Origin of the sequence: Lunatimonas salinarum (assembly GCF_017811155.1) — a bacterium.
GTDB classification, from domain to species: domain Bacteria; phylum Bacteroidota; class Bacteroidia; order Cytophagales; family Cyclobacteriaceae; genus Lunatimonas; species Lunatimonas salinarum.
Window position 1 is genome coordinate 1 of sequence record NZ_JACVCV010000012.1, and the last position, 13,153, is coordinate 13,153.

The window sequence follows — 13,153 nt, forward strand, 5'->3', positions numbered from 1 at the left end:
GTTCACGTACGGTTCTGTGAGAGGCTTGGGCTGAAATGCGCTTGCCTACTCGACCCCGAAAACGTTATGCAGCATTATGAAAGCAACTAGTACAGTAATTATCGTATTGTTTTTTGTTTTGATTCTTTCATGTAATCAAGAAAGTGGGTTCTATGGAAAAGCTATAGTCTCTCCATATCACTATGTTTATGAGGAAGACAATATTTATTTTCCTCATGATTATTTTATCGAAAAAAATTTGGAGGGATTGCTGAAGAATGCCCTTACCATAGATAAAATCAACAATTTCATAATAATCACGAATAAATATAATGATGGATTTTCAGGTCATAAGATTGTTTTTCACATAAATGAAAATCTTGATATTGAAAAAGTAGAATATGTCGATTGGAATGATATTGAAGACGGCTCAGAAATCAAATACTCCGTCGAAAAAATTATTCTTTCTATAAGTGAAAATCCTTTTACAAATAACAATTTAGTAGGGCACTATACCTTGCAAATTAAAGAAGAATATACCGTAGGAGAGCTTTTAGAAAATGAAGGATTTAAGGATACTACGACCTTCAGAATATTTAACGGCAAATTTAAGTTTTATTCAGAAAGAGAAAAACTAAATGGAAAGGAATGGGTCATTAGCCAAAATGAAATTAGTTTAGGAATTAAAGAAAGTCCAGACGTTTATCTTTCACCTGATGAGTTTGCCGAATATAAATGGGGAAATGATTCTATAGAGCAAATCCTTACACGTTATGAAATTGACCGTTCAAAAACCGAAGTTGAAAACCAAGATTTTATCACTTTAATAATGATAGTTGATGAAAATGGTGAAGTCAATTCAGAAAGGATGTTAATAAGAGAAAAAATGAAGTCAAACGAATTGTTGGAGGACCTCAAAAGGGACTCAAAAATTACCTCAAATTGGCAATCTGCAATTCATAATGGCAGAAATGTAAAATCAAAAGTCTACTTAACGATAAGGATTAAAGAATAACGCAGCATAACATCACCTTGGAAGACAGCGGGCGGTTCCGAGTAAATATAAAGTTTAGTATCTCTAAGAAGTTCGGAGTAGGCTGGAAGTGAACGTTTCCAAATGCCCGCCGTCTCCAAGCTGAATCCCGTTATGGGCAATTATGCAATTCGAGAACATAACTAATTTAGGATTAAGTCGTAAATTAAATTTTGGAACAACTAGGAAAATATGATAATTAAAACAGAACAGTTACCGGACATCAATCAATTGGTTTTGACTTTTGAAGGTCAATTCCCCAATTACAGAGTTTATACATTTGGCTCTAAGCCTCTTAAAAGTATAATTGTTCAAAAATCTGGCATAATTGGCGCCCAAATAACCCTCCGTAATAATGAATTAATGGTTGATGCATGTTGCCCGAACATATTTGTATCTGGCCTATTAGGTGCATTGAGTGCAATTTTTCCACCCTATATTAACTTCGAAATGAAGATTACAGATTTCTTGAAAAGTAAGTATAATTGACAATATTTTCCAGCTGCCGAGAAAACAAGAAGTTTATTTAATCAAACATCTCAAAAACCCAAAGCAATGTAATTAGGTCAGGTTTAGCTCATGAAGCAAACAGGTGAAATAGTAATTTATCAGTCTGGTCAGGACGCTCCTTCTATTCAAGTGCTTCTTGAAAATGACACCCTTTGGTTGGATCAATATCAGATTTCTGAATTGTTTGACACTGATAGGACATCAATAGTCAGACATATCCGAAATATTTACAAGACCTCTGAATTGGATGAAGAGGCAACTTGTGCAAAAATTACACAAGTTCAACAAGAGGGAGAAAGAGCGGTAAAGAGACAGATAAAGATCTATAGTTTGGATCTGATTATTTCTGTGGGGTATCGAGTTAATTCCAAAAAAGGTACAACTTTTAGAATTTGGGCCAACAAGATCATTAAAGATCATTTGGTAAAAGGCTATACATTTAACGAAAAGAGGTTACTGGAGCTCCAAAAAACAATTAAACTTGTAAATAGAACAATCCAAAGTCTTGTTTCAGACGATCAGACTAAGGGCATATTTGAAGTTTTATCTGAATTTTCCACTGCCCTAGATATTCTGGATGATTATGACCATCAAAGACTAAGTTTACCAGTTACCCCAATCCAAGTTACTTTTAGAATATCCTACGAAGAAGCAAAACATGCTGTGGATGAATTAAAGAAAAGATTCGGTGGGTCAAGTCTTTTTGGAAATGAAAAAGACCAATCCTTTAAAGGTTCAATTTCAGCCATAGACCAAACATTCGATGGCATAGATTTATACCGAAGTTTAGAAGAAAAAGCTGCACATCTTTTATATTTCGTGGTTAAAAATCATTCATTTTCAGATGGAAACAAAAGAATTGCAGCGTGGCTGTTCATTTGGTATTTGGAAAAGAACAAAAGTTTGTATTATCCAGATGGTACTAAAAGAATCAGTGAAAACGCATTGGTCGCTTTGACTTTGTTAATTGCTGAAAGCAAACCTGAAGAAAAGGAAATGATGATCAATGTAGGCGTAAATCTTATAAACAGATCATAGAAGGAAGAAAAGCCCATAGTCGAGTAGACGGCCTCGCCAACCGTTAGGTTAGCGAGGTGCGCCTCTCACACCACTCCCTATAGCTATCTGGACGTAGCGGGTTACTTAGCGGAGGTACCTATGGGGATTAAAAAGCCGGGGTGATTTCTGTGGTGTGCAAACAAAAAGGTGCTGCCGGGCAGTTCGGCGAGATAGTAAACAGGAGTCGAATCCTCGAACTGTTAGATCGTGGTACGGCCCGGATTGAAGCGTATTGAATGGAGAGCTCGATAAAAGTAGCCGGTATGAAACCAAAAATGAATAAATCCTTATACCCCCTGCACGGCATAGTGACGGTATTGAACACGCCGTTTTCTTCGGCAGGCACCATTGACTATAACTCGCTCAAGAAAAACGTGCGGGAAGCGTTGCGTGCCGGTGTAGCGGGATTTCTTGTGCCCGCCATGGCAGCGGAAGTACACACCCTTACCCATCAGGAGCGCCTTAACCTGGTGCAGACCGTATTGGAGGAGGTAAATCAGCAAGTTCCGGTGATTGCCGGTGCCGCCGAATCGGATATGGCCAAATGCAAATCGCTGCTAAAGGGCTACCTGGACATTGGATGTCGGGAGGTGCTTTTCCAGATTCCCTATCAAAATGAGCAACAATTTAAGACGGATTTTTATGCGTTGGCGGAGATCGACGTGGATATGATCATGTTGCAGGATTGGGATCCGGTAGGTGCTGGATTGCCCGAGGCCCTTATCTGTGACTTGTTTGATACAGTACCGGCATTTAGGTGCCTTAAGGTCGAGACAGTTATGGCAGGCTACAAGTACTCACGCCTGTTATTGCTCACGGAAGGGCTTCTGCATGTGAGTGGGGGATGGGCGGTAACCCAACTGATAGACGGCCTGGAGCGGGGAGTACATGCCTTTATGCCGACCGGCATGCACTGGATCTATACCGAAATCTACCAACGCTGGGTCGGCGGAAGAAAGGCTGATGCTGAAGCCCTCTTTCACGAAATTCTGCCGGTATTGGCCTTTTCCAATCAGCATTTGGATGCTTCCATTCATTTCTTTAAGCGACTGCTGTTTCTTCAAGGAACCTATCCATCAGACCATGTTCGAAAATCGTCTATCCCCATCGATGCCCAGCATGAAAAAATGGCGGACCGGTTGATACGACGTGTAATAGATTGTGAAAATTTACTAAAGACGGCCCGACAAAACAGGTAAACTTCTGCTTGGATTTAGGTTATAAGCCACATCCGTTGCCCGGCGCTCAAAAGCTAAAATACCACACTTTTTCGTTAACATGATGGAAGCATCCCAAGCGTTGCAGCGTTACCTTTACCCACCTAAATTAGGTTTTATCTGTTCAAATGGTTTCTATGGGGAAAAAACTACCGATACATCTGCCTAATCTTTCGATGGTTCAGCTACTTGCAGTTGCGATATCGATTACTTTTTTTGGTACGATAGCATGTAGCTCGCACGAAAGGGAGAAGGCACCCACTTCTGTGCTTTCGGAGGAGGATTTTTTGGATCCGCCCGTCGAGAATCGTCCCATGGCTCTTTGGACTTGGATGAACGGATACGTAGACACAGTAAAGCTGGTGCACGAGCTGAGGCAGATGAAAGAGAAGGGCATGCGTGGGGCCATTGTGTGGGACCTAGGTGCGTTGATCAATCCGGACGGCATGATCCCAGCCGGGCCGCCCTTTTTAGGCTCCGAATCGCTGCAATACCTGTCCTTGGCGTTGGATACCAGTCACGAGTTGGGATTGGATTTGGGAATTAGTGCGGCAAGCAGTTGGAATTCAGGAGGTGATTGGACGCCATTGGAAGACGGAAGCAAGGAATTGCTGCACAGTGAAGTTTTGACGGACGGTCCGGGGGCCATCCAACTGCCTTTGAAAAACCCTGCATCACCTAGGGGCATGGCCGAGCATTGTGAATTGATCAGCGTCTTGGCTATTCCCGACAGCCAAGACAAATCCTTTGCGCACAGCGAAGTCATCAACCTGAGTGATCTTGTTGCCGATGGAAATGTACTGGAGTGGTCGGTGCCGCCCGGACAATGGAAGATATTATCCTTTTTCAGCTGCAATACCATGCAGCCGTTGGTCGTTCCGAGCCCTAATTCGTCGGGTCTGATTATTGACCATTTGAGCCGACAGGCCACCGACCGGCATTTGAATGAGCTGATTTCCCGATTGGATCAAATCAGTACGGATGAAAAGCAACTTAAATTTATCTTTTTAGACAGCTACGAGGTGTGGCAAATGGTGGACTGGACACCTGCTTTTATCGAGGAGTTTGACAAGCGGTATGGTTACGATCCTCTTCCGTTTTTGCCGATATTACAGGGGTTTTCTGTGAGAGACTCCACCGTACAGAAGCGATTTGAGGGGGATTACAAGCGCCTGGTGAGTGATCTGCTAATCGAACATCACTATGCGCAAGCGGTGGAGATAGGCGATAAGCACGGTATCCAAATGATTACCGAAGCAGGGCATGGCGGTCACCCCCGTGTTGAGCCTCTAAAAGCCTTGGGAAGTTCCCACATGCCCATGGGGGAATTTTGGAACCGGCAGCGGCATTGGGTCACTAAGGAAGCTGCCAGTGCGGCACACATCTATGGGAAGCAGATCGTAGCATCCGAATCCCTCACCGGATGGAATCACTGGCAGCACGGCCCTACCGACTTTAAGCAGTTGGTGGACGTGGCGTTTTGTGAGGGGTTAAATCAAGTCGTCTTCCACACGTTTTCCCATAATCCGGAAATTGCCGGGAAGCCGGGGTTTGTGTACCATGCCGGTGAGCATATCAATGTAAACGCTACTTGGTGGGAGTATTCCCGTCCTTTTATGGATTATATTGCACGGGCGTCCTACCTGCTTAGGCAGGGTACTTTTGTGGCGGATGTGCTGCTCTACTACGGAGACGATGCGCCCAACCTGGTACCGCCCAAGCGGATGGATCCAAACTATACTCCGGATATGCCGGGACTTTTTCCTTCGTACTTTTATGACGAAACCAAATGCCCGCATTGCGGTATGCCAAGGCCCATTGTTACCGGTGCATTGCCGGGATTCGAGTACGATTATATCAACGAAGATGTCATCACAAACCGGTTGGAAACTCAAGATGGAAGGTTTATGCTCCCACACGGCGCCGCGTACAGGCTGTTGGTGCTTCCTGATCGGGAAGACATTTCGGTAGAAGTACTTAAAAAGCTTGAGAAATTGATTGCCAATGGGGCTGTGGTACTCGGACCCAAGCCGCTGCGTGCTACATCATTAAAAGGTTATCCCGCGGTTGATCAGGAGGTCAGGGAGCTGGCAGATAAAATTTGGGGTGCCGCCGATGGAAAGACAGTTTTCACTCATCCCTACGGAAAGGGGAGGGTTTATTGGGGAAGATCCATACAGGAAGTCCTGGATGAGCTCGGTGTGCGGCCTGATGTACACGTGGAAGGCGTAAACAATCAGGATAGACACATCGATTTTGTGCACCGGCGCACCGAGGAGGAAGAAATCTATTTTATTTCCAATAGCAGTGAACAACACGAACGGGTAAGCCTGACCTTTCGCGTTTCGCCTAATTTGATACCGGAAATTTGGGATGCGGAGTCGGGTATGATACAACGCGAGGTGGCTTTTACCAAGTTACCTAACGGCATTCAACTTGACTTCAATTTGGATCCCATCGCATCCCGTTTTGTGGTATTCCGGGCGGCCACCATGCCCGATAGCGATCGAGACTTGGTTAGGGACCTACAGTTTGGGATTTCCGGAGATCACTTGAATGATAAGGGGACGGCACTGCTCGATATTTCAGAGGACTGGTCGATCACGTTTGATGATTATGCGGTAGCCTCTGCGCCCCTAAAGCTTGGGAAGTTGGTCAGTTGGTCGGACATGTCGGAGGAAGAAGCGAAGTATTATTCCGGAACGGCTACCTACTCACGGGAATTTTCGCTGGGTAGTAAATCCTTGGAACCTGGTATGGAGGTTTTTCTGCAGTTTGAAGCCATCGAGGAAATGGCGCAGGTATTTATCAACGGGAAAGAGGCTGGCGTTGTGTGGCTTCCTCCGTACCAAGTCCGAATCACCCCTTTCCTACAGGAGGGTCAGAATCACCTAACCGTCAAAGTGGCGAATACCTGGAATAACCGCATTGTGGGTGATCTCCGAAATCCGAATCTGCCTGCGATTACAAATACCAATGCGAAGAGCCGGTTTTCTGCACGTACCCCCTTGTTGAAATCTGGCCTAATGGGCGGATGCCAGCTGCTATTTATCACCCAAAAATAAGAACCATGCGATTCATGCCCTTTTACGTTTGTTTTTTGACCCTTGTGGCTTTAATGGGTTGTGCCCCTAAACCAAAGGAGAAGCTGCCAAATATTATTTACATTCTGGCGGACCAATGGAGGGCATCGGCCTTGGGCTATTCCGGTGATCCAAACGTCAGAACCCCTCACTTGGATCAACTTGCCCGGGAGAGCTTTAACTTCAGAAACGCCGTATCGGTCATTCCTGTGTGCACACCTTACCGGGCATCCCTGATAACAGGGAGGTATCCAACCTCTACGGGCATGTTTTTGAACGATGCCCACCTTCCGCAGTCGGAATATGGGCTGGGTCAAGCCTTGTCAGACAGGGGGTACAGCACAGCGTATATCGGAAAGTGGCACTTGGACGGTCATGGCAGGCATGCCTTTATCCCGCAGGCCCGGCGTCAGGGGTTTTCAGAATATTGGAAAGTGGGTAATTGCGACCACAACTACAATCATTCCCATTATTATGCGGGAGATTCCAACGAAAAGCTTTATTGGGAAGGTTATGATGTGTTTGCACAGACCAAGGACGCCCAGCAATACATCAAGGACCGGGTCGGTAAAGAAGCACCATTTGCGTTGATTATGTCTTATGGCACACCTCATTTTCCCCATCATACGGCACCGGAGGAATTCAAACAACGGTATCCCTTAGACCAGCTTATCCTTCCGGCCAATGTGCCGGAATCCATGGTGGAAGAAGTCAAATTGGAAGCCCAAGGTTATTATGCGCATTGTGAAGCCTTGGATCAAAGCATCGGAGAGTTGCTGGCGACGCTGGAAGAGTTGGGTATCCATGAAAACACCCTCATCGTGTTTACTTCGGATCATGGAGAGATGCTCGGATCCCATGGTGTACGGCCCAAGGCCAAGCAGGTTCCTTTGGCAGAGTCTGCGAGGATACCCATGCTGATCCGTTATCCCGCACGTTTTGGTACCGTGGGGAGGGTCATTGAAACCCCGATTACCACACCGGATATTTTTCCCACGATCTTTGGCATGCTGGATATTCCTATACCGGCCACCTACGAAGGAGACGACCTCTCTCGAGTACTTACCGAAAACCGGGAAATAGACGATCATGCGGTACTTTATATGCATCCTGCTCCTTGGGGAGTTGGTAGTGAATATGGTAGGGAATACAGAGCCGTCAAAACCGCGCAATACACCTATGTCCGTTCATTGGAGGGGCCTTGGCTGCTGTTTGATGACATCAAGGACCCTTTGCAAATGAATAACCTGGTATCTGAACCAACGTATGCGGCTGTTCTGGAGAGGTTGGATAGCAGGTTGTGGCAATTGCTTGATAAAATAAACGATCCGTTTAATCCGGCGCAGTGGTACATCGATCGTTGGAATTTAAAAATCGGTAATCACGGGAGTATTCCCTATGATAACGAGGGCAATGTGCCCGTCCAAACACCCCGATTGACCGAGGGTGCCTCCTAGTTTTTCCTATTTTGACACCAAATCAGTAGGGGATAGATAAAACCTTTAGTAACTTGTTTGCTTAAAAAAGACCAAAAAATCCATGCGAAATATTGTTTTTAGTGCCTTGATGTTTTGTTGGGTGCTCGTTTCCTGTCAAACGTCTGAACCCGAGCAGCAGCGACCAAATATTCTGTTTATTATGACGGATGACCATACCCAGCAGGCTTTGCATGCGTATGGTCACGGACTATTGGACAGCACCTACTTTCCCAACATGGACCGATTGGCCAAGGAAGGGGCGTTATTTAGAAACAGTTTTGTCACCAATTCAATCTGTGCGCCCAGTCGGGCGGTACTACTAACCGGAAAATACAGTCATATCAACGGAAAGATTGACAACGTGGGAGGCTTTGACTGGGACCAGCAAAGTTATCCTAAGCTTTTGCAGGCAAATGGCTACGAAACTGCGCTAATCGGTAAGATCCACTTGGGCGGCAAGCCTCAGGGCTATAACTATTCGCTTACACTACCCGGACAGGGCAATTATTACAATCCGGAGTTTATCAAAAACGGCGTAGAGGAAGTGAAATTTGAGGGGCATTGTGAAGCATTGATTCCTCAGTTTGTTATTGATTGGTTGGATACAGATTGGGATCGCACCAAACCTTTTGCCATAAACTATCATACCAAAGCACCACACCGTAACTGGATGCCGGAAGAGAAGTACCTGTCACTGTATGAAGACGTAGAATTTGCCTTTCCCTCTAATTTCTTCGATGATTACGAGGGACGGGGCACTGCTGCGCGCGAGCAGGAAATGGAAATCGTCCATGATATGTATTGGGGTTGGGATATGAAGTTTGAGAAGAACCCATTTACCGGAGAAAAAAGCCGTTTGCCGGCACCTTTTGGCCGTATGAGCGAGGAGGAAATGGCCGCTTGGAATGCTGTTTATGGCCCTCCAAACGAGGCATTTCTTACAGAAAGGCCGGATGGTGAAGCATTGGCCAAGTTCATGTACCATCGTTACCTGAGAGATTACCTCAAGGTGGTCAAATCGGTGGACGATGGCATAGGGAAGGTACTGGCTTACTTGGAGGAACAGGGACTACTGGACAATACCGTGGTGGTTTACACCTCTGATCAGGGGTTTTACCTGGGAGAGCATGGATGGTATGATAAGCGGTTTATGTATGAACAGTCCTTGAGTACACCGCTTTTGGTTAGGTATCCAAAGGAGATTAAGGCAGGAACGGAGGTGAAGCAGATGGTTTTGAACCTAGACCATGCGCCGACTATTTTGGACTTCGCAGGGGTAGCCATTCCTCAAGACATGCAAGGCACCTCATGGAGAGCGGTAGCGGCCGGTAAGGATGTGCCCTGGAGAGATGCCATTTACTATCACTATTACGAGTATCCTGGCCCACACAATGTAAAGCGGCATTACGGGGTGCGCACCGATCGGTATAAGTTAATCCATTTCTACCACGATGTGGACGAATGGGAGATGTATGATTTGCAGACGGACCCAGATGAAATGAAGAGTATATACGGTGATCCGGCCTATTCGGAGGTGCAAGCCATGCTGCACCAGAAGCTGGTGGATTTGCGGCAACAATACGGAGATTCCGACGAATTGACCCAACAATACATTCCGCAGTAAATACTTTTGCTTTTAATCTAACGAAAGATTTAATGAAGACTCCTAACACGGTTTTTGGGTACCCACTTGCCCAGATAGCGGTTGTATTATCCATGATATTGGCGGTGTTTTACGGCGGCAAAGATGCGGCGGCGGGTGTTGCTGTACCGGACCCCAAGCGTCCTAACATCATCTTTATCCTTACGGACGATCAACGATGGGATGCCTTGGGGTATGCCGGGAATGAAATAATCCATACACCGCATATGGATCGCCTTGCAGGAGAGGGGCTTTATTTCGAAAATGCCTTTGTGACGACCGCTATTTGTGCCGCTAGTAGGGCTTCCCTCTTCACCGGGTTGTACGAACGAACGCATGATTTTACGTTTGGCAAGCCACCCCTACAAGATGGGTACCTGCAAGTAAGCTATCCCAAACTGTTGAAAGATGCGGGGTATCGCACCGGCTTTGTGGGCAAATTTGGGGTGAAGGTGAATGCCGGAATGGAAGAAGCCATGTTTCACGAGTCCAAAAAGACATTTTGGCCTTACCTACGTGAAATTGACGGAAAGCAAGTTCATTTGGCAGATATCAATGGCGATCTGGCGATTGATTTTATCGAATCCAACAAGGATGAGCCTTTTTGCCTATCCCTTTCTTTCTGGTCGCCCCATGCGGATGATGGTGCCAAGGAGCAATATTTTTGGCCCGATTACGTCGATCACCTATACCGGGACGTGGCTATTCCGGTTCATCGTACGGCAGATCCGGCTTTCTTCGACACGCTGCCGGAGTTTTTACAGACTTCGATGAATAGGGAGCGTTGGCATTGGCGCTTTGATACACCCGAAAAGCACCAAGATATGGTAAAAGGACACTATCGAATGATCAGCGCGGTGGATAGTGTTTTGGGAAGAATAAGAAACTCGCTGGATGAAGCCGGTATTGCAGAGAATACCGTGATCATTCTGATGGGAGATAATGGGTATTTTCTAGGCGAAAGAGGGTATGCCGGTAAATGGCTACTGCACGAAAAATCGATACGCGTTCCACTGATTGTGTTTGATCCCCGGATTCCGAAGGATGGAAGAGGTAAAACCCTCTCGGAAATGGTGTTGAATGTCGATGTTCCCCCTACTATCTTATCCCTTGCAGGAGTGGCCATTCCCAGCCAATACCAGGGAAAGAGTCTTACCGAATTTTATAAAAATACGCCATCTCATTGGCGACAGGGGTTTTATGCAGAGCATCGTCTCGAAAATAATCCCAAGCTGCTCAAGACATCGGGGTACCGTGATGAAGAGTACAAGTTTATACGCTACGACGACTATGACTACCTGGAATTGTACCACCATAAAACCGACCCGGATGAAATCCATAATTTAGCGGCTGACCCAATGTATGCCGATCTTATTTCACATTACAATAGCAAATGTGATTCGACCGTTCGTGAGCTTCTGGACCGAAGGATCCCCCAACCATGATGATGAAAGCAGCAAACAAGGGCTATCTGAAGCCCTATTTCACGTATTTCGCACTATTTGCAGGCTTATTCGCTTTTTCATGCGAACAGAATCCCCAACCTAGGAGGCCAAATGTCGTGGTAATTTATGCCGACGACATGGGCTATGGTGATCTCCATATTCAAAATCCGGAGTCGAAAATCCCTACCCCTTATCTGGACCAATTGGCAGCGGAGGGAGTGCGTTTTACCGATGCGCATAGTTCCTCGGGGATTTGTTCCCCAAGCAGGTATGCATTGCTTACTGGTACGTATCACTGGAGGAGGCAGCACGGAATAGTAAATTCATTTGGAAAACCGTTCTTTCACGATACCGATGTGACACTGGCCCATATTCTTTCGGAAAATGGGTATTCGACAGCCTGCATCGGAAAATGGCATTTGGGGTGGGACTGGGCGTTTAAAAACCCTCCTTCCGGTCAAACCGTGCAATTTGGAAGAGAAGTAGCCGTATATGGCCCCGATGATTTGGACTGGACTATACCGGTATCAGGGGGACCCCTAGACCGTGGCTTTGGCTATTATTTTGGGGATGGGACCATCAACTTTCCTCCCTATGCTTGGATGGAAAATGACCGATTTTTAGAAGCGCCTACGGAGGTTATGGATATCCATGATATAGGATTTGACACAAAGGAGGGACAATGGGAGTTCCGGCCTGGGCCCAAGGTCAAGGGTTGGAACCCCTACGAGGTATTGCCCACACTTACGGAGAGGACTGTCCAATGGATCAGGGATCAACATGACGAAAAACCCTTCTTCCTTTATTTTGCCCTGCCTTCCCCGCATGCGCCTATAATTCCGAATGACGAATTTGACGGTAAGTCTGGCGCCGGGGCCTACGGCGATTTTGTGTACCAAACCGATTGGGTGGTGGGTCAGGTGTTACAGGCGCTGAAAGATAAGGGGTTTGAGGAAAATACCATCGTGGTATTTACCTCAGACAACGGGCCGGAACGGTATGCCTTTGCAAGGGGGGAGAACTATGGCCATTACAGTATGGGGCCTTTTCGAGGGTTGAAGCGAGATGTTTGGGAGGGAGGGCACCGTGTACCGCTATTGGTAAAATGGCCGGGCCATGTCAAAGCGGGATTGGTATCGGACAGGTTGGTATCTCAGATAGACCTCATGTCTACACTGTGTCATTTACTGGGTGTTTCCCTGCCTGAAGGTGTCGCACCCGACAGCCAACCAATCTTCTCACCCTTGGGTAGCGAGGAAGGCGTCCCTGAAAGAGCCCATTTGATCCATAATACCATGGAAAGCAGGTGGGCGGTCCGGAAGGGCGATTGGCTGTATATCAATGATAGTACGGGTCAGCATTCGGCCATGCCGGAGAGCTTTGCCCAACTGAGAGGATATGAAAACTTTCAAACCCCAGGGCTGCTGTTCAACCTTGCGCAGGATCCCGGGCAACGCAAGAATTTATTCAGTGAGCATCCGCAATTGGTAGCTTCACTGGATTCGTTGATCTCGGCAGAGAAAGCAAAGGGGTATCTTGTCCAAAGGGAGTAACGTCAGCTGTTCTGTCACTTGTTGGGAGTGGTTGCTTCGATGGTCCTCGAAAATGAGGCGTGCGCTCCGTTACCCAGCGAATGTGGTTTGGGTATTTGGGATCGGATGCTCATCTAATGGTTACTAATTTAAAATGGTTGAACTGAATAAAATT

8 protein-coding genes are annotated in these 13,153 nt (G+C 46.3%); all 8 read left to right on the plus strand.

Features of this window, described 5'->3' with window-relative positions:
* The first annotated feature begins 76 nt into the window (after positions 1 to 76).
* The 8 genes from IAQ59_RS14940 (at position 77) to IAQ59_RS14975 (ending at position 12,999) form a co-directional block, all read left to right on the plus strand.
* On the plus strand, positions 77 to 994 hold the full coding sequence (locus IAQ59_RS14940) for a hypothetical protein (protein WP_209331640.1): 918 nt from the start codon (positions 77 to 79) through the stop codon (positions 992 to 994).
* Between the two features lie 597 nt (positions 995 to 1,591).
* Positions 1,592 to 2,560 (plus strand): virulence RhuM family protein/type II toxin-antitoxin system death-on-curing family toxin, encoded by a 969-nt coding sequence (locus tag IAQ59_RS14945; protein WP_209331641.1) that lies wholly within the window; start codon positions 1,592 to 1,594, stop codon positions 2,558 to 2,560.
* Between the two features lie 296 nt (positions 2,561 to 2,856).
* Entirely contained in the window at positions 2,857 to 3,780 is a 924-nt protein-coding gene (locus IAQ59_RS14950) for a dihydrodipicolinate synthase family protein (protein WP_209331642.1), read from the plus strand.
* Positions 3,781 to 3,935: 155 nt separating this feature from the next.
* The gene (locus IAQ59_RS14955) at positions 3,936 to 6,863 is read left to right on the plus strand and encodes a glycosyl hydrolase (RefSeq protein WP_209331643.1); all 2,928 of its coding nucleotides are present in this window, start codon (positions 3,936 to 3,938) and stop codon (positions 6,861 to 6,863) included.
* 5 nt (positions 6,864 to 6,868) lie between these two features.
* Entirely contained in the window at positions 6,869 to 8,338 is a 1,470-nt protein-coding gene (locus tag IAQ59_RS14960) for a sulfatase family protein (protein ID WP_209331644.1), read from the plus strand.
* An 82-nt stretch (positions 8,339 to 8,420) separates the two neighbouring features.
* The gene (locus IAQ59_RS14965) at positions 8,421 to 9,983 is read left to right on the plus strand and encodes a sulfatase family protein (RefSeq protein ID WP_209331645.1); all 1,563 of its coding nucleotides are present in this window, start codon (positions 8,421 to 8,423) and stop codon (positions 9,981 to 9,983) included.
* Between the two features lie 32 nt (positions 9,984 to 10,015).
* A complete protein-coding gene (locus IAQ59_RS14970) occupies positions 10,016 to 11,446 on the plus strand; it encodes a sulfatase family protein (RefSeq protein WP_209331646.1) in 1,431 nt (476 codons plus the stop codon).
* Positions 11,443 to 12,999 (plus strand): sulfatase family protein, encoded by a 1,557-nt coding sequence (locus IAQ59_RS14975; RefSeq protein ID WP_245189623.1) that lies wholly within the window; start codon positions 11,443 to 11,445, stop codon positions 12,997 to 12,999. Before IAQ59_RS14970 ends, IAQ59_RS14975 begins: the two co-directional genes overlap by 4 nt.
* The last annotated feature ends 154 nt before the right edge of the window (positions 13,000 to 13,153 follow it).

Excerpts from the sequence above, each read along its gene's own strand:
- IAQ59_RS14965 (WP_209331645.1), top strand. The coding sequence starts at position 8,421 with ATGCGAAATATTGTTTTTAGTGCCTTGATGTTTTGTTGGGTGCTCGTT.
- IAQ59_RS14960 (WP_209331644.1), top strand. The coding sequence starts at position 6,869 with ATGCGATTCATGCCCTTTTACGTTTGTTTTTTGACCCTTGTGGCTTTA.
- IAQ59_RS14955 (WP_209331643.1), top strand. The coding sequence starts at position 3,936 with ATGGGGAAAAAACTACCGATACATCTGCCTAATCTTTCGATGGTTCAG.
- IAQ59_RS14975 (WP_245189623.1), top strand. The coding sequence starts at position 11,443 with ATGATGATGAAAGCAGCAAACAAGGGCTATCTGAAGCCCTATTTCACG.
- IAQ59_RS14970 (WP_209331646.1), top strand. The coding sequence starts at position 10,016 with ATGAAGACTCCTAACACGGTTTTTGGGTACCCACTTGCCCAGATAGCG.
- IAQ59_RS14950 (WP_209331642.1), top strand. The coding sequence starts at position 2,857 with ATGAATAAATCCTTATACCCCCTGCACGGCATAGTGACGGTATTGAAC.
- IAQ59_RS14945 (WP_209331641.1), top strand. The coding sequence starts at position 1,592 with ATGAAGCAAACAGGTGAAATAGTAATTTATCAGTCTGGTCAGGACGCT.
- IAQ59_RS14940 (WP_209331640.1), top strand. The coding sequence starts at position 77 with ATGAAAGCAACTAGTACAGTAATTATCGTATTGTTTTTTGTTTTGATT.